Source organism: Mesorhizobium sp. CA15 (assembly GCF_020165215.1).
In the GTDB taxonomy this organism is placed as follows: Bacteria; Pseudomonadota; Alphaproteobacteria; order Rhizobiales; family Rhizobiaceae; genus Mesorhizobium.
The window spans coordinates 611,607-634,180 of record NZ_JAIUHQ010000001.1; the positions used below are offsets into that span (position 1 = coordinate 611,607).

Here is a 22,574-nt window from a genome sequence, read left to right on the forward strand (position 1 = left end):
CGTGGCGCGCAGGATCTCCGGAAGAAGCCACGGCGATCCGCGCAACGCCGACACCAGGGCCAAGGTCAAGGACGACTATCGTCCGTCACGTGACGAGGTTCTGCGCTACATCGCCGAAAATCCCGATCGCTCCGGCAAGCGCGAGATCGCCAAGGCCTTCGCGCTGCGCGGCGAGGACCGCATCTGGCTGAAAGACCTGTTGCGAGACCTGCAGGATGAAGGCCTCCTCAACAAGGAGCGCAAGCGCCTCACCCGCGCGGGCGCCGTGCCTCATGTCGCGGTGCTCGACATTTTTGGCCGCGACGATGACGGCGTGCTTCTGGCGAATCCGAGCGAATATACCGGCGCCGGCTCGCCCCCCGTCATTGCCATCCGCATCTCGCGCGCCGCCGGAGGCCCGGTCCCCGGCATTGGCGACCGCGTGCTTGCCAAGACTTTCCAGACCGACGATCCGTCAGGCCCTGCTTATACCGGGCGGGTGATGAAGATCTTCGAGAAGCGCAGCGACGCAGTGCTCGGCGTCTTCCGCGTGCTGAAGGATGGAACGTTCCGCATCGAGCCGGTCGAACGGCGCCAGCCGGAACTGATCGTCGACAAGGAATTCCAGAACGGCGCCAGAAATGGCGATCTGGTGGAGGTGGAGCCGGCGCGGGCATCCCGTTACGGACTGCCTCGGGCAAAGGTGCTGGCGGTGCTGGGCTCGCTGAGCAGCGAGAAGGCCGTCTCGATGATCGCCATCCACGCCCACGACATTCCCCATATCTTTCCGGTGGACGTGATTGCCGAGGCCGAAGCGGTGAAGCCGGCGACGCTCGATCACCGAGAGGATTGGCGCGACCTGCCGCTGGTGACCATCGATCCGGCCGACGCCAAGGATCATGACGACGCGGTCTTCGCCACGCCCGACACGGACGAGAAGAATCCCGGCGGCGTTGTGATCACCGTGGCGATCGCCGATGTCGCGGCCTATGTGAGCTATGGAACAGCGCTCGACCGCGAAGCTTTGAAGCGCGGCAATTCGGTCTATTTTCCGGACCGCGTCGTGCCGATGCTTCCTGAACGCATCTCCAACGATCTCTGCTCGCTGCGCGAGGGCGAAGACAGGCCGGCAATCGCCGTGCGCATGACCTTCTCCTCGGAAGGCCGCAAACTCAGGCATTCCTTCCACCGCGTCATGATGAAGTCGGCCGCCAAGCTCGCCTACCCGCAGGCGCAGGCCGCGATCGACGGCGCGCCCGACGACAAGACACGGCCGATCCTCGACGGCGTCCTGAAGCCGCTCTGGGATGCCTATGCCGTACTGAAGCGCGGCCGCGACTCCCGCCAGCCGCTGGAACTCGACCTGCCCGAGCGTAAGATCCTGCTGAAGCCCGACGGCACGGTCGACCGCGTCATCGTGCCGGAGCGCCTCGATGCGCATAAGCTCATCGAGGAGTTCATGATCCAGGCCAATGTCGCGGCGGCCGAGACCTTGGAGGGCAAGAAAGAGCCCCTCGTCTACCGCATCCATGACGCGCCGTCGCTCGCCAAGCAGGAATCGCTGCGCGAATTCATGCAAACGCTCAGCCTGTCGCTCGCGCGCGGCGCGCAGATGCGGCCCAGCCAGTTCAACGGCATTCTGGAGCGGGTGCGCGGCGCCGACAACGAGGCGCTGGTCAACGAAGTGGTGCTGCGCTCGCAGAGCCAAGCGGAGTATTCCCCGAAGAACATCGGCCATTTCGGCCTCAACCTCAGGCGCTACGCGCATTTCACCTCGCCGATCCGCCGCTACGCCGATCTGATCGTGCATCGTGGGCTGATCGCGGCGCTTGGTCTCGGGCCCGGCGGCCTGGCGCAGCAGGAGGCGGACCGGCTGGAAGAGGTCGCCGCGCTGATCTCGGCGACCGAGCGTCGCGCCATGGCGGCCGAGCGCGATACGGTCGACCGGCTGATTGCCGCCTATCTCGCCGAGCGCGTCAACGACACGTTCGACGCGCGCATCTCCGGCGTCACCAAGGCGGGACTCTTTGTCCAATTGCCGCAGTATGGCGCCGACGGCTTTATTCCGGTGTCAACTCTGGGCGGCGACTACTATATCTACGACGAAACCGCCCGGTCGCTGTTCGGGGAACGTACCGGCAAGGGCTATCAGCTTGCCGACCGTGTCGAAGTTCGGCTGGTCGAGGTCGCGCCAATGGCCGGTGCGATGCGTTTCGAGATGCTGACCGACCCGAAGCCCCTGCCCGGCTCGAGGCGGTCGTTCCACAAGGCCAAGGGCCGCGCCCGCGCGTCGCAATCGCGCGTCGGTCCGCGCGGCAGGAGACGATAATGCCAGGTAACTTCCAAGTGCAAGAACAGGTTTTCGGCGTCGAGCATCATTCGGGCCGCGTCGCGCGTCCGTTGTGGACGGCGATCAAGCGCGGGATACTCGGCCGCTGCCCGCATTGCGGCAAGGGAAAGCTGTTCCGCGCTTTCGTGAAGCCCGTGGACAAGTGCGAGGTCTGCGGCGAGGAGCTGCACCACCATCGCGCGGACGACCTGCCCGCCTATCTGGTCATCGTCATCGTCGGTCACATCGTCGTTGGCGGCTTCATGGCCGTCGAGGCCGCGTCGACACTGTCGACCTGGCAGCACGCGCTGATCTGGGTTCCGCTGACCATTATTCTGGCCGTCGCACTGCTGCAGCCGGTCAAGGGAGCTGTCATCGGCCTGCAATGGGCGCTTTATATGCACGGCTTCGGCGACGAGAAGGACGAATTCGAGAGCCATTAATTAAGCCAGGCCGCACCGCGGTCGGCCCTGGTGCAAAGGCCGCGACGCGCAAGCCACTTTCGCATCAAGGAAGTTTCCGCTAGGTCGAGCGCATGGAAGGAATGACCAAGGCGGATGTCGACAAGCTCGATAAGGGCCTGGCCGTACGCAGCGGCCGAGCGTTGCGTCCGCGTGATGCGGCGACCCTCATTCTGCTCGATCGCCGCAGCAAGGACGTTCTGGTGCTGATGGGCCGGCGCCATGCCGGGCACGCCTTCATGCCCGGAAAATTCGTCTTCCCCGGCGGCCGCACCGATCCCGCCGACAGCCGCGTTCCCGTCGCTGCCCCTCTGGGTGGTGAGGAAGAAGGCAAGCTGGCCGCAGGCCCCGGCCGTGCCAGCGCGGCGCGGGCCCGCGCAATCGCCCTGTCGGCGATTCGCGAGACCTATGAGGAAGCGGGCCTGCTGATCGGCCGCAAGGGTACCTTCTCGACCGCAAAGCGCGACTGGCAGGGTTTCGCCGAACACGGCGTGATCCCCTCGCTGGACGCGCTCCGCTTCGTCGCCCGCGCCATCACTCCGCCCAATCGCGTGCGCCGTTTCGACACGCGTTTTTTCAGCGCCTGGCGCCACGACGTTGCCGTGGAATTGCCCGGCGGCGGTCCGACGAACGAACTCGAAGAACTCGTCTGGCTGCCGCTTGCCGATGCCCGCAAGGCCGACATCCCCGACATCACCGGCATGGTCCTGGAAGAACTGGAAAGTCGGCTTGCCGAAGATCCACTGCTGCGGCCGGGGGGCGCCGTGCCGTTCTTCCGGCTCGTCCGCAACCGCTTCGTCCGCGAAGTCCTTTAGAAGCAGAGCATTTTGATCTCATGACGGTCGATACCCAACAACAGGGCGACGAACGCGTACACTGGCTGCCGATGGTCGCGGCGATCTCCTCGATCAGCGTCGTCGGCATCGCCATCGGCCTCGGCATGCCGCTGCTCAGCGTCATTCTGGAAAGCCGCGGCCATTCGGCTTCGATGATCGGCCTCAACACCGCCGTCGCCGGCCTCGCCTCGATCGCCGGCGCGCCTTTGGCCACGCCGCTCGCCATGCGGCTCGGCGTCGCCTGGACCATGCTGTTGATGATTGCCATCGGCGCGCTCGCCTTCGTCGGTTTCCATTTCGCGCCGGATTTCTGGATGTGGTTTCCGCTTCGCGTCGCCCTGCACATCTCGCTGACGGTGCTGTTCATCCTTTCGGAATTCTGGATCAGCACCTCGGCCCCGCCGAACCGGCGCGGCCTTGTGCTTGGCATCTATGCCACCGTTTTGTCACTCGGCTTTGCCGCCGGACCCTGGCTGTTCGCCCATCTCGGCAGTTCGGGTTTCCTGCCGTTCGGCGTCACCATAGCGCTGGTGACGCTTGCCGCCATTCCGGTGCTGGCCGCTCGCAACGAGAGCCCGAGCATCGTCGCCGACAGCGAAACCAGCCACTTCCTGCGCTACATCTGGCTGGTGCCGACCGCGACCTTCGCCGTGCTTGTTTTCGGCGCCGTCGAGACCGGCGGTTTCTCGCTCTTCCCCGTCTATGGCAGCCGTATCGGCTATTCGGAAGCCGACGCCGCGCTGCTTCTGACAATGATCGGGCTCGGCAATGTGCTTCTGCAGATCCCGATCGGCATGATCAGCGACCGCGTTTCCGACCGCCGCTACCTGCTGCTGGCCTGCGCCACGGTCGGGCTCATCGGCACGGTCTTCATGCCGTTCTTCGCACAGAACTGGCATCTGATGGCGGCCCTCCTGTTCGTCTGGGGCGGCGTCGTCGCCGCCATGTACACGATCGGCCTTGCCCATCTCGGCTCGCAGCTGTCCGGCCATGAACTGGCATCCGCCAATGCTGCCTTCGTGCTTTGCTATGGCGTCGGCATGGTGCTGGGTCCGCAGGCGATCGGCATCGGCATGGACGCCTTCGGCCCGTCCGGCTTCGGCTGGTCGCTGGCCTTCTTCTTCGCCGCCTACATGGCTCTGATCCTGGTCAGGTTGGTGCGCAAGATTCTCTAGGGTGTGTTGAGATTCAGGTCAGGCCAAGCCGAAAATGATGGCTTTCGAGAACCGGAGCGGAGCGGACATTCGGGTCCGTGAGCACCGGAAGCGCAGAAAACCATCATTTGCAGGCTGGCATCACCTGAATATCAACACACCCTAGGCAAATGCCGCCGAAGCGTCGGCCATCCTGACATCACCGTGTCAGCAGCACCCCTGCTATACCTGTCTCCAGCGCGAGGTAGGAGAATTGCGATGGTCGACAGCGGCTTTGAAACCAGATCCCTCAGGATGGAACTGCTTCTGCTCGTCACATTCCAAGCGCCGGCCGCCGATGTCGAGCGCATCATGGAGGCCGTGGTGGCGATCACGCCGCTGCGCATGGGCAAGTATGACGCCAACGCCTATCAGTCGGCGCAAGGCATCGAGCGCTACCGGCCGCTCGAAGGCGCCGCGGCCGGCGCTGAGACCGAACTGCGCCGGCGACCCGGCACCGTCGAAGTGTCGTTCGAGATCGCCGACGACCAGGCACTCGCCGCCCGTGTCGTCGAGACGATTTTCCAGGCCCATTCCTACCAGGAGCCCGTCATCCGCATCCAGCCGCTGCTTGCCAGCCGTTCCAAGGGTCTTGACGACCGTGCCAATCCCAACCGCTGGTGGAACACCACGGGCGACTGGAAAAAGGCGGGGCAATTGGTCGAGCATAACGCTTAAGACGTGGACACGGGCCATGCCGAAATGAGGCGAAGAAGGCGCTCGGGCTTGACTTTCCAGGCGCGTTCTTTATGTGTCGCGCCAAGTTTCCCGCGTCCGGGTGTTTTCCCCGTGCTTCAGCGGCCAAAACTCCACGAACATTAACGGACGAAAATCATGGCCAAAGCCGCAAACATCAAGATCAAACTTCTGTCGACCGCCGACACCGGGTTCTTCTACGTCACCAGCAAGAACAGCCGTACCAAGACGGACAAGCTCTCGTTCCGCAAGTACGATCCGGTCGCCAAGAAGCACGTCGAGTTCAAGGAAACCAAGATCAAGTAATCTGGCTATCCCGAGAAATCGAAACGCCGCCCTCTGGGCGGCGTTTTTGTTTTAGGAAGGACCGGACGACAAAGGAGCCGTGCCACGATCAAGCACGGCGGTTCCGATGTCGGTTTTGAGAAAAGGGGGCCGGTCGGCGGTTGGCAGCGGTACGAGGAGGCCACTATGTGCCAGCGCCGGCCGGCCGACCCCACGGACCCAGGAGATGCGGCGGACCTGAGCATCATGGGGTATTTTTGGATCGAGCCGGCTACTCTACCCTCGCGCCGGCCTCGTCTTCTGTCTATGCGTCGCAGATTTGCGCAAGACCTCATAAAAATCAACCATTTCTTAACCACCGCTCACGAATCGCTTGGGTTAAGGTAAATTCGTAACCCTGTTGCAGCGCTGGAGAATCGTCGCCTTTATGCCGAGCATGTCTCCCGAAAGTGGAAACCGGTTTCAGGATAAAGACAGGCGCGTGCGGAGTCTGAAAGATCGCGACGCGTTTTAGGCAGCCTTGGCGACCACCCTGTTGCGGCCGCCGCTTTTGGCCTCATAGAGCGCCAGGTCGGCGCGCTTCATCAGCGCGGCGACGCTGTCGGTCCCTTTCAGGAGCGACGACACGCCGACACTGACCGTGACCTCGATCGCCTTGCCGTCGGCACCGATGGCAAAAGCTGCCTGTGCGATCTCGGCGCGAATGCGTTCGGCCACCTTCTCGGCGACCGCGCCGTCGGTGTCCGGCATAACCACGACGAACTCCTCGCCGCCGAAGCGGCAGGCGAGATCGATGCCGCGCACATTCTTGCGCAGCCGCCGGGCGAACTCGCGCAGAACGTCGTCTCCGCCGTCATGGCCATGGGTATCGTTGATCGACTTGAAGCGATCGAGATCGGTGATCATCACCGACAAGGGCCGCCGCCGCGCCACGGCGCGATCGAACAGTGTCTGCAGATGGCTGTCGAGGTAGCGGCGGTTGTGCAGCCCGGTCAGCCCGTCGATGACCGCCATCTCGATCGTTTGGGCGACGCTGGCGCGCAACTGATCGTTGTAGCGCTTGCGCCGCACCTGTGTGCGCAGGCGCGCCGTCAGCTCATGCTGGTCGATCGGCCGGATCAGGTAGTCATTGATGCCAAGTTCCAGACCACGCAGGATGCGGCCCTCCTCGCCCTCGTCGGCGAGCAGCATGATCGGCAGGAAGCGGGTGCGGTCGAGCGAACGCAGCTGCGAGCAGAGTCTCAGCGCATCGAAGTCGGAGAAGGCAGTCGAGATCAGCACGCATTCATACGCCGTCTCGGCCGCCTGGAAGAACCCCGCATTCGGGTCGGTCGCGACATCGAGCTCGGCGGTGTTGCGCAGCATCTTCTGGATGCGTTCGACGGAAGTTTTGCGCTCGTCGATGAGCAGCACCCGCGGCTTGGAGTCTTCGGTCGCAAAATCGCGGCTCAGAAGTTCCTCGATGCCGATATTGCGCGTGGTCGAGGCGCGCAGCCTGAGCTCGTCGGTCAGCGACTTCAGCCTGACCAGGCTCTTGACGCGTGTCATCAGCTGCAGGTCGTTGACGGGCTTGGTCAGGAAATCGTCAGCACCCGCCTCGAGGCCGCGTACCCGGTCCGACACCTGGTCGAGCGCGGTGATCATCACGACAGGGATATGCGAGGTCGCCGGATCGCTCTTCAGGCGCTTGCAGACCTCGAACCCGTCCATGTCCGGCATCATCACGTCGAGCAGCACGACGTCGACCTTGCCGTTCTCGCAGGTCTCGATCGCATCCGGGCCGTTATTGGCCGTCAGCACCTCGAAATACTCGGCAAGCAGCCGAACCTCCAGCAGCCGCACATTGGCGGGGATATCGTCGACGACGAGGATCCGCGCGGTCATCTCAAAACTCCGGTTCTGCTGGTCTCGGGCATCAGGCGTCGCCCAGATAGGATTTGATCGTCTCGATGAAGCGCGGCACCGAGATCGGCTTGGAAATATAGGCCTCGCAGCCGCCCTGGCGGATGCGCTCCTCATCGCCCTTCATAGCGAAGGCGGTGACGGCGATAACGGGGATCGAATGCAATTCGTCGTCTTCCTTCAGCCATTTGGTCACTTCCAGGCCGGACACTTCCGGCAGCTGGATGTCCATCAGGATGAGGTCCGGCCGGTGCTGGCGCGCGAGGTCGAGCGCCTCCAGGCCATTGCGCGTGCGAACCGTTTCGTAACCGCTGGCTTCGATGAGGTCCCGAAAGAGCTTCATGTTAAGCTCATTGTCCTCGACGATCATCACCTTCTTAGCCATCAGTTTCCCGTCCCGACCGCCCTCGAAGCCGAAGGCCGTCGCAATGCGTCCCCTTCGGACCGCACCCAACCCATTTCCACTCTAGCCCAATATGATTGACGAAACGGAAACCGGAGGTTGGAAAGCTGCACCAATTCCACCTTCGGACGTTGCATGGGAAAGAGCGGAGGCTTGCCGCAAGCGACGCTTGCCGTTACTGCGGAAGGAGGCTCGAAAAAATCCACCATTACAAAGGTAACGATGGCGAACGCAGCGTCAATGCGCGAGGAAGCGGAAACCATTGCCGTCAAGGCCCTGGCCTTCGTCGCCGCCGACCCGGAGCTTCTGCCCCGCTTTCTGGCGATCACGGGCATCGAGGCGAACTCGATCCGCAGGGCCGCAGCTGAGCCGGGCTTCCTTGCCGGCGTTCTGCAATTCATCCTGGCACACGAGCCGACGCTTCTGCGCTTCGCCGAGGAAACCGGCACGCCGCCAGCCGCCGTCGGCAAGGCATTGCGCGCCCTTCCGCTCGGCGACGACGATCACGAGCGCTCGACATGAGCGACGATCCCGAGACGGCGCGGCAGATCGAAGAGCTTGCCGCGGATGACCGGCCGCTGCTGGTGCTCGACGTCGACGATGTCGTGCTCGAATTCGTCCGGCCCTTCCCGCATTTCCTGAAGTCGCGCGGCTTCGGGCTGACGCTGGCTTCCTTCCGCCTCACCGGCAACATCGCCGAGACGGCGAGCGGGCGGCTGATCGAGCAGCCGGAAGTGACGGCGCTGCTCGGCGATTTCTTCGACGCCCAGGCGGACTGGCAAAGCATCGCAGAGGGTGCGGCGGACGCGCTGGCGATGCTCGGCCGAAGCGCCGAGATCGTCCTGCTGACTGCCATGCCGCACAAGCACCGCGCCGTGCGCCGTGCGCATCTCGATGCGCTGGGGCTCAATTACCCGCTGCTGACGACGGAAATGGCCAAGGGACCCGCCATCGCGAAACTGCGCGGCGTCGGGGGCCGGCCTGTCGCCTTCGTCGACGACCAGCCTTCCAACCTTGTTTCGGCGCGCAACTCCGTGGCGGATGCCCATCTCTTCCATTTGATGGCTGACAACTCGCTGCGCGCCTTCCTGCCGCCGACGCCGGAAGACATTATCTCGGTCGACGACTGGCGCGATGGGGCGCCAAAGATCGCAGCCGCGCTCGGGCTTTAACTCAAGCACTCAAGGCTTCAGCTTCGCTCCGGCCCCACCATTGTCGCCGCCGTCCGAATCGTCTCCGCCAGTGGAATCATCCGTTCCGTCTGCGCCGTCATCGCCTGAGTTGTCATCCTGACCCGCGCTGTCGTCCTGGGCGGCGTCCGGTCCCTTCAGCATCGCGCCGTTGACCGTGACTGATCCATCGGCCTTGGTGTTGATCGTCCACTCCAGCCGGCCATCCGGCAGCGTCTTGCCAAAGCCTTTGACGGCTAGGGCAAAGGGGAAGGCCTGCGCCATCTGCTCATCGCTTTTGGCGGCTTCCTTCAAGGCATCGACGATCTTGTCATAGCCGGCGACATCGACGGTCACGGTCGCATCGGGTTTCTCGCCGGGAAAGGTCATCTCGCCTTCCAGCGCGACTTCGATGGCGCCGTTCTTCACCGTGCTGTGCCCGATCACGACCTTCGGATTCTTGGCCTTGAAATCGGCGACCAAAGCTTTGCCGAATTCGTCCGACAGCGGCGGATTCTTATTGAGATCAAAGCCTTCGATCGCCTTTTTCGCCATCGTATCGAGATCGATATTGGCGCCGCCGAAATGCAGGTCGATATCGGTGGGCAGCAAGGGGGCGGTCCATTCCGGCAGGGTCTGATGCGGGATCGTCAGACCGGCAGCCTTGATCGCGTAATCGACCTTTCCGTTCTGGGAGATGCCGTCGATGCCGAATGCGGTGCTGAATTGCGTGGCGGCGAACTTGCCGACAGGGCTGTCGACCTCGAAATTCTTGAATCCGTAATTGCCGTCGATCCTTTCCCAGATGGGCAGCGCGGCCAGCATCAACGATTTGAGCTCAGCCTGGTTGGCCTTAAGCTCGGCTTCATCCTCATTGGCCACGGCAAAGGCAAGCAGATCGAGCAGCGGCTTCGTCCGCACGCCCTTGCCGTTTGCGTCCACCGAAAGTTCCGGCGTTTTCAAGGTGAGCGGAAAATTCATCCCGCTGTCGGGGTCGTTCACCTTGATCATCTCGACGAAGTCCGAGACTTTCTGCGTGGCCGTGAAGTCGACGCCGCCATTGGCGGATTTGGTCGCGTTAACGGTGGCGGTGCCGGCGCCAGTCGAGACATCTGCCTGCTGCTTGGCTTGCCGCGACGTCACGGTCATTCCGGCCAATGAGCTGGTCGCGCTGGTGAAGGCGGCGAGGGCCGGATCGTAGATGCTGGTCAGCTTGCCGTCCTTGATCGTGAACTCCATGCTCTGACGGCCTTCCGGTCCTTCGAACTCGAAGGATGCGCCTTGCGAGAAATTCGACGAGACGTCCCAGGATCCGTCGCTGCGCGGCTTCACCATCAGCGCGTATGGCGCCATGTTGAATTTCAGGAGCTTCTGTTCCGGCAGCGCATTGACGAGCGCCTTGACGTCAAGCGCAATCTTGTAGGCGTCGCCCTCGACCGAAACCTTGAGCACGCCCTTGTCGAACGCCTGCTTGCCAAAATAGCGCGCCAGATTGTCGGACAGATCTTTGGCGCCTTGATTGTCGACGGTCTGGGCAAAAGCCGGCGCGCTGAGCGCGAGGGCAAAGGCAAATGGCAAAATACGCTTCACGTCAGTTCTCCGTGATTTCGGAAGACGAAATATTCATGCTTCTGGTAGGCAAGAAGCGTAACAGCCGCAAGACGCCGACTGTAGGCCAAAAGCTCATTCGGCTAAAGCGCCAGGCGCATCGGCGCGGCTAAAGCACCAAGCGCATCAGCGGCCGGCCGGGCTTGCGCTCCACCAGCCTCTCGAAGCCGGCCTTCTCGAACACCCGCGACGAGCCTACGAAAAGCCCGATCGAGCGCGAATCGCGCGACAGATCGATCGGGCAGGCTTCCAGCAGCCTGGCTTTATTCTCGCGGGCGAAAGCGATGCCGCCCTCGACAAGGCGATGCGTGATGCCCCGCCCCCTCGCCCTGGCGCGGATGAAGAAGCAGGAGATCGCCCAGACGGCCGGGTCGCCGGCATCGGCGGGATCGACCGGGGCCGAGCCCCTGCCCTGATTGTTCCACTCGGGGATGTCGGCGCGCGGGCCGACCTGCATCCAGCCGACGGCCTTGCCGTCCTCGAGCGCCAAGAGTCCCGGCGGCGGGCCCGTTTCGATTCGCGCCTTGATGAGATCCTTGTTGCGCTCTTTGTCGCTGGCGCGGCGCTCCGCCGGCGACAACCGGAAATGCGTGCACCAGCAGCCGTAGCAGGCGCCCTGCTTCCCGAACAGGTCCTCGAAATCGGGCCAGCGTTCAGGAGTCAGCGGTGCGATGGTCGTGCTCATGCGTTCTCCCCAGGCCAAGCTTGTTGCCAGCCTTGCGCTGTCGTACCATTGCATTTGTTCTCTTTATGTTCGCAGCGATGGCGGCTCCTGTCAACAATCCCGAACACGGTTTTTGCCGTGACTGCCTGGCGCTCCAGCGCGGCGAGACGCGTCGCTGCGATCGCTGCGGCAGCCCGCGCCTTGTCCGTCACGCCGAGCTCTACCGGCTGCGGATCGCCCATATCGATTGCGACGCCTTCTACGCGGCGGTCGAAAAGCGCGACAACCCGGCGCTGAAGGACAGGCCTGTCATCATCGGCGGCGGCCGGCGCGGCGTCGTTTCCACCGCCTGCTATATCGCCCGCATCCAGGGCGTCCGCTCGGCCATGCCGATGTTCAAGGCGCTCGAACTCTGCCCCGAAGCGGTGGTGATCCCGCCCGACATGGAAAAATATGTCGGCGTCGGCCGCCAGGTGCGCGCGTTGATGCTGGCGCTGACGCCGCAGGTCGAGCCGCTGTCGATCGACGAGGCCTTTCTCGACCTCGCCGGCACCGAGCGGCTGCACGGCATGCCGCCGGCGCTGGTGCTGGGCCGCTTCGCGCAGACGGTCGAAAAGGAGCTCGGCATCACCGTTTCGGCCGGCCTCTCCTACTGCAAGTTCCTGGCGAAAATTGCCTCGGACTTCCGCAAGCCGCGCGGCTTTTCCGTGATCGGCGAAGCCGAGGCGCCAAGCTTCCTCGCCGCGCAGCCGGTGACGATGATCTGGGGTGTCGGCAAGGCGCTGGCCGCGACGCTGGAGCGCGACGGCATCCGCATGATCGGGCAGCTGCAGCGCATGGAGCGCGGCGACCTGATGCGCCGCTATGGCGTGATGGGCGACCGGCTCTACCGCCTGTCGCGAGGCGAGGACGACCGCCCGGTCGATCCCGGCGGCGATGCCAAGAGCGTCTCGGCCGAAACCACCTTCGACAACGACATCGGAGCCCTGGCGGAGCTGGTGCCGGTGCTGCGCGGGCTGTCGGAAAAGGTCTCGGCCCGGCTGAAAAAATCCGGCATCGCCGGCCGCACCGTGGTGCTGAAGCTGAAGACGCAGGATTTCAAGACCCGCACCCGTAACCGCCAGCTCGGCGACCCGACGCGCCTGGCCGACCGCATTTTCCAGACCGGGCTCGACCTGTTGCGCCGCGAGGCCGACGGCACAAAATTCCGCCTGCTCGGAATCGGCGTCAGCGACCTCTCCGACGACCAAAAGGCCGATCCGCCGGATCTGGTCGACGTGCAGTCGCGCAAGCGCGCGCTTGCCGAAGGCGCGATGGACACGCTGCGCGACAAGTTCGGCAGGAAAGCCGTCGAGACCGGCTATACATTCGGCAAGGGCCGCGCCGCCAATCCGCCCGAGCCGCTGGAAGATTGAAGGGTCAGGTCCGCTTGAGGTCGATCCGGCTCGTCACCACCATCTTGCCGGTTGCCGGATCCATGTCGGTCACCGTCATGCGCATATTGTCCGGCCCGATCTTTTCTACGGTCAGCTCCGCATTGCGGTCGCCATTGACGACTTTCGCCCAGTGGATATCGAGGTTGATTGCGTCGCCCTTGCGGCTTCCGCTGAGCCCGGCAGGTCCGCTGCGCGAACCTATGTAAGTGCCAGTGTAGCTCGCCCCGTCGACCTTCAGGTCGGCGCGGATTTCCCGCGACATGATCAACAACGCACGACAGGTGCCGTCAAGCGAGAGCGAGTCCGCCGTCGCGTCCGAAGTGAAGTTGCAGTTGATGTTCATCACCGGCGTGTTCGTTCTGATCCTGACCGTCCCCTTGCCGGCGAACTTCCCCTGCAGCGATCGCAGGAAGGCCGCCTCGTCGGCATGCGCGCCCGTCGTGCAGAAAAGACAGGCGGCGGCCAGCAAAGCGGCGGTCGATTTCATCAAGACGTTTCCCTCTCGCGATCATGCGCCCCTCCGACGGAAGGCGTGGTCTTAACGGATGCCCAGCCGCCAGGTTCCGCCGCCGCGATGACGGTTTTTTGACGCCCGCTCCGCTGGCCCAGTGGAATGACGCCACTAACGGTTGCGGCCCGGGGCCGGGCTTGCGAAATAGGGCCCCAAATGGCGTCCGCTCCCTCGATCCCAAAAGCCGCGTTCTGGATGGCTCTGTCAATCGCCTCGATGCTGGCGATGTCGGTTGCCGGCCGCGAGACGACGGCCGAGCTCAATGTCTTCCAGGTGCTGGAGCTGCGCTCGGTGATCGGTTTCTTCATCCTTTTGCCGCTGGTGATGATGAGCGGCGGTTTTGCCGCGATGCGCAGTGAGCGCCCGTTCGCCCATGTTGCCCGCAACATGATCCACTATACCGGCCAGGCCGCCTGGCTCTACGCGCTGACGCTCATTCCGCTCGCCGTGCTGATCTCGATCGAGTTCACCACGCCGATCTGGACGGCGATCCTGGCGGTCAGCTTTCTGGGGGAAAGACTGTCCCGGTCGAAACTCACGGCGATCGTGCTTGGCCTGATCGGCGTGGTCGTCATCGTGCGCCCCAGCGCCGGCTCGATGGATCCCGGCCACCTCGTCGTCTTAGGCGCCGCGGTCTGCTTCGGCATCTCGATGGTGCTGGTCAAGTCGATGACCAAAACCGAAAGCGTGGTGCGCATCATCTTCTGGATGCTGATCATCCAGTCGGCGGTTGGCTTGATCCCGGCTCTCTATAGCTGGCACAACCCTTCGCCAGGGCTCTGGCCGTGGATCTTCGTCATCGCCTTTACCGGCATGTCGTCGCATTTCTGCCTGGCCCGTGCGCTGGTCCATGCTGATGCCACGATCATCTCGCCGATGGACTTCCTGCGCGTGCCGCTGACGGCGCTGGTCGGCTGGCTGCTCTATCATGAGCAGATCGACGTCTTCACCGCCGGCGGCGCGGCCCTGATCCTCGCCGGCAATTTGCTCAACCTGCAGAAGAAGACGCCGCGGGTGGCAGAGGCGGAGGCGGCAACGCCCTGAGCTCGGGTGTGTTGAGATTCAGGTCAGGCCAAGCCGAAAATGGTGGCTTTCGAGAACCGGAGCGGAGCGGACATTCGGATCCGTGAGCACCGGAAGCGCAGAAAACCAGCATTTGCAGGCTGGCATCACCTGAATATCAACACAACCTAGACCAACTCCACGTCCACCACGCCCTGCACCGCGCGCATGGCGGAGGCGATCTGCGGCGAGACGCGATAATTACCCAGGCCGATCTCAATCTCGCCCTGCGCCTCTCCCTTGAGAACGATGATGCTGACTTGACTGTCGCCACGCTGTTTGAGCTGCGATTGAATGATCGACGATGGTCCATCATCCCTGACAAATATGCGCAGCGCTTTCTGGATGCGGCTGGCTTCATCGTCCAGTGATTGCACCGAGTTGATGCGCAGGTTCACGCCCTCAGGCCTGTCTTCGGCCGCAACCATAATCACCACCGAACTGCCGGGTTCCAGCATGTCGCGATACTGCGCCAGGCCTTCGGAAAACAGTACGGCCTCATACTGTCCCGTCGTGTCGGAAAACTGCACCACGCCCATCTTATTGCCGGTACGGGTCTTGCGCTCCTGCTTGGAGGTGACCGTGCCGGCAAGACGCCCAGCGGCGGCGCCGCGTTTGACCGCAGCCGAGAATTCCGCCCAGTTCTGCACCCGCATCTTCTGCAGCGCGGACTTGTACTCGTCGAGCGGATGCGCCGAAAGATAGAAGCCGACGATCTGGAATTCACGGTGCAGCTTGTCGGCGGCAAGCCACGGATCGGTCGCCGGCAGGTTGAGAGCCTGCGACTGGCTCCCAAGCGAAGCGCCGAAAATGTCAGCCTGGCCGGAGATGGCGTTTTGCTGCGCCAGCGACGCCAGGCCCATCATCCGCTCGACGCCGGCCATCATCTGCGCGCGGTCGTGGCCGAAGCAATCCAGCGCGCCCGCCATGATCAGGCTTTCGAAGACGCGCTTGCCGACGATCTTGGGATCGACCCGCTCGCAGAAATCGGCAAGGTTCTTGAACGGCTTTTCGCCGCGCTTCTCGACGATGTGCTCGACCGCCGCGTCGCCGACGCCTTTCAGCGCCGCCAGCGAATAGAAGATCTTGTTCTCGCCGACCTCGAAGGGACGGAAGCTCGACATCACCGACGGCGGCACCACCTCGATGCCGAGGCGCATGGCGTCCTGGCGGAAATCGGCCAGCTTGTCGGTATTGCTCATGTCGAGCGTCATCGACGCCGCGAGGAACTCGACCGGGTAATGCGCCTTGAGATAGGCGGTCTGGTAGGAAACGACCGCATAGGCCGCGGCGTGCGACTTGTTGAAGCCGTAGTCGGCGAACTTGGCCAGGAGGTCGAAGATGAAATCGGCCTGCGGCTTTGAGACGCCGCGCTCGACCGCGCCCGTGACGAAGCGCTCTCGCTGCTTGTCCATCTCGGCGCGGATCTTCTTGCCCATGGCGCGGCGCAGGAGGTCGGCTTCGCCGAGCGAATAGCCGGAAAGCTCCTGCGCGATCTGCATCACCTGTTCCTGGTAGACGATGACGCCTTGGGTCTCCTTCACCAGATGGTCGATCTTGGGATGGATCGAGGCCATCTCCTCCTCGCCATGCTTTCTGGCGTTGTAGGTCGGGATATTCTCCATCGGGCCGGGGCGATAGAGCGCCACCAGCGCGATAATGTCCTCGATGCAGTCCGGCCGCATGCCGATCAGCGCCTTGCGCATGCCGGCACTTTCAACCTGGAACACGCCGACCACCTCGCCGCGCGACAGCATCGCGTAGGTGTCGGGGTCGTCGAGCGGTATCTTGGCGAGATCGATGTCGACGCCGCGCCGCCGTATCAGCTTCACTGCCGTTTCCAGCACCGTCAGCGTCTTCAGGCCGAGGAAGTCGAACTTCACCAGCCCCGCCTGCTCGACATATTTCATGTTGAACTGGGTGACCGGCATGTCCGAGCGCGGATCGCGGTACATCGGCACCAGTTCGGACAGCGGACGGTCGCCGATGACGATGCCCGCGGCATGCGTCGAAGCATGGCGGTAGAGGCCTTCGAGCTTCTGCGCCGTGTCGAGCAGCGTCTGCACGATCGGCTCCTTCTCCGCCTCCTCGGCGAAGCGCGGCTCGTTGGCGATGGCGTCCGCCAGCTTGACCGGATTGGCCGGGTTCTGCGGCACCATCTTGGAGAGCTTGTCGACCTGACCGTAAGGCATCTGCAGCACGCGGCCGACATCGCGCAGCACCGCGCGCGCCTGCAGCGTTCCGAAGGTGATGATCTGCCCGACCTGGTCGCGGCCGTATTTCTGCTGGACGTAGCGGATGACTTCCTCGCGCCGGTCCTGGCAGAAGTCGATGTCGAAGTCCGGCATCGACACCCGGTCCGGATTGAGGAAGCGCTCGAACAGCAGCGAGAAACGCAGCGGGTCGATGTCGGTGATGGTGGTCGAATAGGCGACCAGCGAGCCGGCGCCCGAACCGCGCCCCGGCCCGACGGGAATGCCTTGCGCCTTCGCCCATTTGATGAAGTCGGCAACGATCAGGAAGTAACCCGGGAACTTCATCTTCTCGATGATGCCGAGCTCGAATTCGAGCCGCTCGCGATATTGCTCGACCGTGTAGCCGGGCGTCGGCCCGTGCGCGGCCAGCCGCGCCTCCAGACCTTCGCGCGCCTGCCGGGCAAGCTCGGCCGCCTCCGCCTTCTCGGCTGCGTCCTTGTCGGCGGCATCGGCGCCGGTAAAGCGCGGCAGGATCGGGCTGCGGGTCTTCGGATAGTAGGAGCAGCGCATTGCGATCTCGACCGTGTTGTCGATCGCTTCGGGCAAGTCGGAAAAGAGGCGCGCCATCTCTGCCTGCCCGCGCAGGAAATTGTCAGGCGAAAGCCGCCGGCGGTTGTCGGCGGCAACCACCGAGCCTTCGGCTATCGCAATCAGCGCGTCATGCGCCTCGTAATCCTCGCGTTTGGAGAAGAAGGCCTCGTTGGTTGCGACCAGGGGCAGGTCATGCGTATAGGCAAGGTCGACGGTCGATTTCTCGACCATGCGGTCGTAGCCGGCGACCCGCTCCAGCTCGACATAAAGCCTGTCGCCGAACAGGCCTTTGAGGAACAGCAACCGCTGTTCAGCGAGGTCGCGCCGGTCCGCTTTGAGCGCACTGCCGATCGGACCGCGCGGCCCACCGGTCAGACAGATCAGCCCGTCGCACTGATCTTCCAGCATAGCGCTGGTCAGATGCACCGGCTCGCCTGGCGGCGTCTCCAGATAGACCTTGCTGATCAGCCGCACGAGATTGCTGTAGCCGTCCTCACTGGCGGCGATCAGAACGACCGGCGACATGTCCGGGCCGTGGCGGCGGCGGTCGCGCTGGCCGTCGCTCACCTCGCCGGAAAAGGCCAGATCGATCTGGCAGCCGATGATCGGCTGGATACCTTCCTTGACCGCCTTCTGGGCGAATTCGAGCGCGCCGAACAGGTTATTGGTATCGGTGACCGCGATCGCCGGCGCCTCGTCCTTGACCGCATGGCCGACGATCGCGCCAAGCTGAAGCGCGCCTTCGAGCAGCGAATAGGCCGAATGCACGCGCAGATGGATGAACCTACGCGCCGGCGTTTCGGGCCGGCTGGCCTTCACTGCCGCTTCGCGCTGCAAAGGATCGCGTGGAAGTCGTTCATCCGCCATGTTTTTTCACGCTGTGCCAAGACTCATCGGTGCAGATGTATTGTCCCGGACGGGGCCATGCCAGTCCAGCACAATCGACCGCGACACAGGCTTGCGTCCCGCACCGCCCTTTGTCAGGCAAACTCCATGATCACCGCATCGACCGCCAGGCTGTCGCCGGGCTTCGCGTTGAGCTTGGCTATCGTGAGGTCGCGTTCGGCGCGCAGCACGTTTTCCATCTTCATCGCCTCGACCACGGCCAGCGTCTCGCCGGCCTTGACTTCCTGCCCCTCCGCCACGGCGATCGAGACGACGAGACCAGGCATCGGGCAAAGCAGCATCTTCGAGGTGTCGGGCGGCAGCTTCTCCGGCATCAGCCTTTCGAGCTCAGCGATCCGCGGCAGCATGGCGCGTGCCGTCACCGACATGCCTTTCCAGGCGATGCGCAAACCGTTCAGCGTCGGACGGATCTGCGCCGCGACCTTGTCGGCGCCGATCGTGCCCTGCCAGATCGCGTCGCCCGGCCGCCAGTCCGAGGCGACGGTCAGCGGCTTGCCGCCATCGATCGACAGATCGACCTCCGTCGGGATGGAAATCATGCCGTCGACGATCTCGACCGGCAGATAGTCAGCGCCGATCTTTACCACCCAATCGCGCTTGAGATGGCCGGAATGCGGCGCCAGCCGGCCGCTGAGGCGGTCGAGCCGGTCGCGGCGCAGCAGTTCGATCGCCGTTGCGACGGCGGCGAATACCGCCCTCTCCTCGCCATCCGGCGCGGCCGGCGCAAAACCGTCCGGATATTCCTCGGCGATGAAGCCTGTCGACAGCCGCCCCTCGCGCCAGCGCGGATGCTGCATCAACGCCGAAAGGAACGGGATGTTATGCTCGATGCCGTCGACGATGAACCTGTCCAACGCCTCTGACATGGCGTCGATGGCTTCCAGCCTTGTCGGCGCCCAGGTGCAGAGCTTGGCCATCATCGGGTCATAGAACATCGAGATTTCCGAGCCTTCGGTGACGCCGGTGTCGTTGCGGATGACGGTGCCGCCGAACGTACCCTCCTCCGGCGGTCGATAGCGCATTAGCCGGCCGATCGACGGCAGGAAGTTGCGGAAGGGATCCTCCGCATAAAGGCGGCTCTCCACCGCCCAACCGTTGAGCTTCACGTCGCTCTGCTTGATGCCGAGCTTCTCGCCGGCGGCGACGCGGATCATCTGTTCGACCAGGTCGATGCCGGTGACCAGCTCGGTCACCGGGTGCTCGACCTGCAATCGCGTATTCATTTCAAGGAAATAGAAATTCTTGTCTTTGTCGACGATGAACTCGACGGTGCCGGCGCTCTGGTAGTCGACGGCCTTGGCTAGGGCCACCGCCTGCTCGCCCATCGCCTTTCTGGTCTTGGCATCGAGGAACGGCGACGGCGCTTCTTCCACCACTTTCTGGTTGCGGCGCTGGATCGAGCATTCGCGCTCCCCAAGGTAGAGTGCCGTGCCATGCGCGTCGGCCAGCACCTGGATTTCGATATGGCGGGGATCGACAACGAACTTCTCGATGAAGACGCGGTCGTCGCCGAAGGAGCTTTTCGCTTCTGAACGCGCCCGCTCGAAGCCGTCGCGCACCTCCGATTTGCTCCAGGCGATGCGCATGCCCTTGCCGCCGCCGCCGGCCGAGGCCTTGATCATCACCGGATAGCCGATCTCGCCGGCGATCCTTTCGGCATGGTCCGCGTCTTCGATGACGCCCAGCCATCCGGGCACGGTCGAGACCTTGGCCTCGTTGGCGAACTTCTTCGATTCGATCTTGTCGCCCATGGCCTTGATAGCCTTGGGTTTCGGCCCGATGAAGACGATACCCTCCTTCTCGAGCGCCTCGCAGAAAGAGGCGCGCTCCGACAGGAAGCCATAGCCCGGATGCACGGCTTCCGCGCCGGTTTGCTTGCAGGCGGCGATGATCTTCTCAGGCAACAGATAGCTCTGTGCCGCCGGCGGAGGCCCGATATGCACCGCTTCGTCGGCCATTTCGACATGCATGGCATCGCGATCGGCATCCGAATAGACCGCAACGGTGGCAATGCCCATATTGCGCGCCGTCTTGATCACGCGGCAGGCGATCTCGCCGCGATTGGCGATCAGGATTTTCTTGAACATTCGGATGTCGTCCTCCGGCGAAGCGGTCCAGTTCTATGGACAATCCCGCCATGTCTCAAGTGGCCGGCCGGTGCGCATCCGACTTGCTCGAATTGCGACTGCCGCGGCGAAAAACGTCGCAAGGGAAGTTGGCCGCCAGCAAGGAAAGCGATAAGGTGGTCGATGGGCTCGGAGAAACAAACGGCGGGCAGAGATTTCGTCCCGCCAAGCGGGAACGGCGGCCTGCCGTAACCTGAAACTTACTGATTGCCTTGGGAGGAAACGCCTGATGAAAACGCGTGCCGCAGTCGCCGTCGCCGCCGGAAAGCCGCTGGAGATCATGGAGGTCGACCTCGAGGGGCCGCGCGAAGGCGAAGTGCTGGTCGAGGTCAAGGCGACCGGCATCTGCCATACCGACGAGTTCACGCTGTCGGGCGCCGATCCGGAAGGGCTGTTTCCGGCCATCCTCGGTCATGAGGGCGCCGGCGTGGTCGTCGATGTCGGTAAGGGCGTGACCTCGGTCAAGAAGGGCGACCATGTCATCCCGCTCTACACGCCCGAATGCCGGCAGTGCCCGTCGTGTCTGTCGCGGAAGACAAACCTGTGCACCGCCATCCGCGCTACGCAGGGACAGGGCCTGATGCCCGACGGCACCTCGCGCTTCTCGATGGGCAAGGACAAGCTGTTTCATTACATGGGCTGCTCGACCTTCTCCAACTTCACCGTGCTGCCCGAGATCGCGGTGGCCAAGGTCAATCCCGACGCTCCCTTCGACAAGATCTGCTACATCGGCTGCGGGGTCACCACCGGCATCGGCGCGGTCATCAACACCGCCAAGGTCGAGCAAGGCGCAACCGCCGTGGTCTTCGGCCTCGGCGGCATTGGCTTGAATGTCATCCAGGGTCTTCGCCTTGCCGGCGCCGACATGATCATCGGCGTCGATGTCAACAACGACAAGAAGGCCTGGGGCGAGAAGTTCGGTATGACGCATTTCGTCAATCCGAAGGAGATCGACGGCGACATCGTGCCTTACCTGGTCAACCTGACCAAGCGCGGCGCCGACCAGATCGGCGGCGCCGACCACACTTTCGACTGCACCGGCAACACCAAGGTGATGCGCCAGGCCCTGGAAGCCTCGCATCGCGGCTGGGGCAAGTCGGTCATCATCGGCGTCGCCGGCGCCGGCCAGGAGATTGCGACCAGGCCCTTCCAGCTGGTCACCGGCCGCACCTGGATGGGCACCGCCTTCGGCGGCGCGCGCGGCCGCACCGATGTGCCGAGGATCGTCGACTGGTACATGGAGAAAAAGATCCAGATCGATCCGATGATCACGCACACGCTGAAGCTGGAGGACATCAACAAGGGTTTCGACCTCATGCATGAGGGCAAGTCGATCCGCAGCGTCGTGGTTTACTAGTGAAGGAACTTCGAATTCGCTTCATCGACCACGAGAAGTCGACGATCCATCGGATACAGAACTTCGGCGAGGATCTGTGGCGCAGTTTTCGGGAGAACAAGCACGTCGAAATCGACCTGGAGGAGATCGATCGCGCGAAAGACGAAATCGCCTATCTCGTGCATAGCAGGTTCTTGAGGAGGAGCTTGAGCGAGGTGCACCGACTGCTGAAGGTGCACTTCATGGAAGGTGAGGTGGTCATCGACACAGGGTCGGCATGACCAAAAAATGGGAGGAAACGGGAATGGCTGAAAAACTGCATCATTCGATCGACAATGGCTTGCCGAGGGAAAGCGCATCCTTCTCCGGCGGCACGCTGGTTTGCCTATGCACCAGCAATCCGGTGAAGGTGAAGGTCAAGGGCCAGATCGCCCACAATCATGCCTGCGGCTGCACCAAGTGCTGGAAGCCGGAAGGCGCCATCTTCTCGGTGGTGGCCGTTGCCGGCACCGGCGACGTCACCGTCACCGAAAACGGCGACAAGCTCAAGGTGGTCGACCCCTCGGCGCTGATCCAGCGCCATGCCTGCACAAGCTGCGGCGTCCACATGTACGGCCCGGTCGAGCGCGACCATCCCTTCAAGGGCCTGTCCTTCATCCATCCCGAACGTTTCGAGGAGGATGGCTGGTCGCCGCCGGGCTTCGCCGCTTTCGTGTCGTCGATCATCGAATCCGGCGTCGATCCGAGCCGCATGGACGGCATCCGCGGCCAGCTGAAGTCGATCGGACTCGAGCCCTATGACTGCCTCAGCCCCGGCCTGATGGACTATATCGCCACTTGGACAGCCAAGAAGTCGGGAGCCTTGGCGGCCTGACAATTGCGAAAT

General features: G+C 63.4%; 20 protein-coding genes. 13 read left to right on the top strand and 7 right to left on the bottom strand.

Annotated features, from left to right (window positions below; genetic code table 11):
- The first annotated feature begins 1 nt into the window (after window position 1).
- The 6 genes from rnr to rpmG all read left to right on the top strand — a co-directional run bounded on the left by rnr (window position 2) and on the right by rpmG (window position 5,800).
- Window positions 2–2,308, top strand: coding sequence for a ribonuclease R (gene rnr, locus LB515_RS02935; protein WP_224706693.1), 2,307 nt, complete (start codon window positions 2–4; stop codon window positions 2,306–2,308).
- A complete protein-coding gene (locus LB515_RS02940) occupies window positions 2,308–2,751 on the top strand; it encodes a DUF983 domain-containing protein (RefSeq protein WP_224706694.1) in 444 nt (147 codons plus the stop codon). Before rnr ends, LB515_RS02940 begins: the two co-directional genes overlap by 1 nt.
- A 92-nt stretch (window positions 2,752–2,843) precedes the next feature.
- A complete protein-coding gene (locus LB515_RS02945) occupies window positions 2,844–3,584 on the top strand; it encodes an NUDIX hydrolase (RefSeq protein WP_224706695.1) in 741 nt (246 codons plus the stop codon).
- A gap of 20 nt (window positions 3,585–3,604) precedes the next feature.
- Window positions 3,605–4,780: an MFS transporter gene (locus LB515_RS02950; RefSeq protein ID WP_095765107.1), complete on the top strand. Its 1,176-nt coding sequence runs from the start codon at window positions 3,605–3,607 to the stop codon at window positions 4,778–4,780.
- A gap of 237 nt (window positions 4,781–5,017) precedes the next feature.
- A complete protein-coding gene (locus LB515_RS02955; protein WP_224525423.1) occupies window positions 5,018–5,476 on the top strand; it encodes a hypothetical protein in 459 nt (152 codons plus the stop codon).
- Window positions 5,477–5,632: 156 nt separating this feature from the next.
- Entirely contained in the window at window positions 5,633–5,800 is a 168-nt protein-coding gene (gene rpmG / locus LB515_RS02960; RefSeq protein WP_006201775.1) for a 50S ribosomal protein L33, read from the top strand.
- Between the two features lie 489 nt (window positions 5,801–6,289).
- Here rpmG and LB515_RS02965 read toward each other — a convergent pair whose 3' ends face one another.
- Window positions 6,290–7,663 (bottom strand): PleD family two-component system response regulator, encoded by a 1,374-nt coding sequence (locus tag LB515_RS02965; RefSeq protein WP_224601587.1) that lies wholly within the window; start codon window positions 7,661–7,663, stop codon window positions 6,290–6,292.
- 31 nt (window positions 7,664–7,694) lie between these two features.
- Window positions 7,695–8,066 carry a response regulator gene (locus LB515_RS02970; RefSeq protein ID WP_027166515.1) on the bottom strand — a complete coding sequence of 124 codons (372 nt, stop codon included), beginning with the start codon at window positions 8,064–8,066 and terminating at the stop codon, window positions 7,695–7,697.
- 240 nt (window positions 8,067–8,306) lie between these two features.
- Between LB515_RS02970 and LB515_RS02975 the strand changes: the two genes are divergently transcribed.
- Together LB515_RS02975 and LB515_RS02980 are read left to right on the top strand one after the other, a co-directional pair.
- The gene (locus tag LB515_RS02975; RefSeq protein ID WP_224543752.1) at window positions 8,307–8,606 is read left to right on the top strand and encodes a DUF3572 domain-containing protein; all 300 of its coding nucleotides are present in this window, start codon (window positions 8,307–8,309) and stop codon (window positions 8,604–8,606) included.
- Window positions 8,603–9,256 (top strand): hypothetical protein, encoded by a 654-nt coding sequence (locus LB515_RS02980; protein ID WP_224706696.1) that lies wholly within the window; start codon window positions 8,603–8,605, stop codon window positions 9,254–9,256. The genes LB515_RS02975 and LB515_RS02980 overlap by 4 nt, the downstream gene beginning before the upstream one ends.
- A 9-nt stretch (window positions 9,257–9,265) precedes the next feature.
- On the opposite strand, the gene LB515_RS02985 is transcribed toward LB515_RS02980, so the two are convergent.
- Both LB515_RS02985 and LB515_RS02990 read right to left on the bottom strand, forming a co-directional pair.
- Window positions 9,266–10,843 (bottom strand): hypothetical protein, encoded by a 1,578-nt coding sequence (locus LB515_RS02985; RefSeq protein ID WP_224706697.1) that lies wholly within the window; start codon window positions 10,841–10,843, stop codon window positions 9,266–9,268.
- A gap of 127 nt (window positions 10,844–10,970) precedes the next feature.
- Complete coding sequence (locus LB515_RS02990; protein WP_224706698.1) at window positions 10,971–11,546, bottom strand: GNAT family N-acetyltransferase; 576 nt, start codon at window positions 11,544–11,546, stop codon at window positions 10,971–10,973.
- Window positions 11,547–11,611: 65 nt separating this feature from the next.
- Between LB515_RS02990 and LB515_RS02995 the strand changes: the two genes are divergently transcribed.
- Entirely contained in the window at window positions 11,612–12,940 is a 1,329-nt protein-coding gene (locus tag LB515_RS02995) for a DNA polymerase IV (RefSeq protein WP_224706699.1), read from the top strand.
- A gap of 4 nt (window positions 12,941–12,944) precedes the next feature.
- Here the strand turns inward: LB515_RS02995 and LB515_RS03000 are convergent, their stop codons facing one another.
- Window positions 12,945–13,448, bottom strand: coding sequence for a hypothetical protein (locus LB515_RS03000; RefSeq protein WP_224706700.1), 504 nt, complete (start codon window positions 13,446–13,448; stop codon window positions 12,945–12,947).
- A 180-nt stretch (window positions 13,449–13,628) separates the two neighbouring features.
- Here LB515_RS03000 and LB515_RS03005 point away from each other — a divergent pair, with 180 nt between their 5' ends.
- A complete protein-coding gene (locus LB515_RS03005) occupies window positions 13,629–14,516 on the top strand; it encodes a DMT family transporter (RefSeq protein WP_224543741.1) in 888 nt (295 codons plus the stop codon).
- 146 nt (window positions 14,517–14,662) lie between these two features.
- Here the strand turns inward: LB515_RS03005 and dnaE are convergent, their stop codons facing one another.
- A complete protein-coding gene (gene dnaE / locus LB515_RS03010; protein ID WP_224602670.1) occupies window positions 14,663–18,187 on the bottom strand; it encodes a DNA polymerase III subunit alpha in 3,525 nt (1,174 codons plus the stop codon).
- A gap of 113 nt (window positions 18,188–18,300) precedes the next feature.
- Complete coding sequence (locus LB515_RS03015; protein ID WP_224706701.1) at window positions 18,301–20,313, bottom strand: acetyl/propionyl/methylcrotonyl-CoA carboxylase subunit alpha; 2,013 nt, start codon at window positions 20,311–20,313, stop codon at window positions 18,301–18,303.
- Window positions 20,314–20,581: 268 nt separating this feature from the next.
- Between LB515_RS03015 and LB515_RS03020 the strand changes: the two genes are divergently transcribed.
- The 3 genes from LB515_RS03020 to gfa are packed head-to-tail and all read left to right on the top strand — an operon-like array spanning window position 20,582 to window position 22,562.
- Window positions 20,582–21,709, top strand: coding sequence for an S-(hydroxymethyl)glutathione dehydrogenase/class III alcohol dehydrogenase (locus LB515_RS03020; protein WP_224706702.1), 1,128 nt, complete (start codon window positions 20,582–20,584; stop codon window positions 21,707–21,709).
- Entirely contained in the window at window positions 21,709–21,969 is a 261-nt protein-coding gene (locus LB515_RS03025; protein ID WP_224706703.1) for a hypothetical protein, read from the top strand. The genes LB515_RS03020 and LB515_RS03025 overlap by 1 nt, the downstream gene beginning before the upstream one ends.
- A 23-nt stretch (window positions 21,970–21,992) precedes the next feature.
- Window positions 21,993–22,562 carry an S-(hydroxymethyl)glutathione synthase gene (gene gfa / locus LB515_RS03030; RefSeq protein WP_224511451.1) on the top strand — a complete coding sequence of 190 codons (570 nt, stop codon included), beginning with the start codon at window positions 21,993–21,995 and terminating at the stop codon, window positions 22,560–22,562.
- Window positions 22,563–22,574: the final 12 nt, after the last annotated feature.

Bases quoted from the DNA above. Each gene is read 5' to 3' on its own strand.
- rpmG (WP_006201775.1), top strand. From the start codon at position 5,633: ATGGCCAAAGCCGCAAACATCAAGATCAAACTTCTGTCGACCGCCGAC.
- LB515_RS02980 (WP_224706696.1), top strand. From the start codon at position 8,603: ATGAGCGACGATCCCGAGACGGCGCGGCAGATCGAAGAGCTTGCCGCG.
- LB515_RS02950 (WP_095765107.1), top strand. From the start codon at position 3,605: ATGACGGTCGATACCCAACAACAGGGCGACGAACGCGTACACTGGCTG.
- LB515_RS03015 (WP_224706701.1), bottom strand. From the start codon at position 20,313: ATGTTCAAGAAAATCCTGATCGCCAATCGCGGCGAGATCGCCTGCCGC.
- LB515_RS02940 (WP_224706694.1), top strand. From the start codon at position 2,308: ATGCCAGGTAACTTCCAAGTGCAAGAACAGGTTTTCGGCGTCGAGCAT.
- LB515_RS03020 (WP_224706702.1), top strand. From the start codon at position 20,582: ATGAAAACGCGTGCCGCAGTCGCCGTCGCCGCCGGAAAGCCGCTGGAG.
- dnaE (WP_224602670.1), bottom strand. From the start codon at position 18,187: ATGGCGGATGAACGACTTCCACGCGATCCTTTGCAGCGCGAAGCGGCA.
- LB515_RS02955 (WP_224525423.1), top strand. From the start codon at position 5,018: ATGGTCGACAGCGGCTTTGAAACCAGATCCCTCAGGATGGAACTGCTT.
- LB515_RS03005 (WP_224543741.1), top strand. From the start codon at position 13,629: ATGGCGTCCGCTCCCTCGATCCCAAAAGCCGCGTTCTGGATGGCTCTG.
- LB515_RS02970 (WP_027166515.1), bottom strand. From the start codon at position 8,066: ATGGCTAAGAAGGTGATGATCGTCGAGGACAATGAGCTTAACATGAAG.
- LB515_RS03000 (WP_224706700.1), bottom strand. From the start codon at position 13,448: ATGAAATCGACCGCCGCTTTGCTGGCCGCCGCCTGTCTTTTCTGCACG.
- LB515_RS02945 (WP_224706695.1), top strand. From the start codon at position 2,844: ATGGAAGGAATGACCAAGGCGGATGTCGACAAGCTCGATAAGGGCCTG.
- LB515_RS02975 (WP_224543752.1), top strand. From the start codon at position 8,307: ATGGCGAACGCAGCGTCAATGCGCGAGGAAGCGGAAACCATTGCCGTC.
- LB515_RS02965 (WP_224601587.1), bottom strand. From the start codon at position 7,663: ATGACCGCGCGGATCCTCGTCGTCGACGATATCCCCGCCAATGTGCGG.
- LB515_RS02990 (WP_224706698.1), bottom strand. From the start codon at position 11,546: ATGAGCACGACCATCGCACCGCTGACTCCTGAACGCTGGCCCGATTTC.
- gfa (WP_224511451.1), top strand. From the start codon at position 21,993: ATGGCTGAAAAACTGCATCATTCGATCGACAATGGCTTGCCGAGGGAA.
- LB515_RS02995 (WP_224706699.1), top strand. From the start codon at position 11,612: ATGTTCGCAGCGATGGCGGCTCCTGTCAACAATCCCGAACACGGTTTT.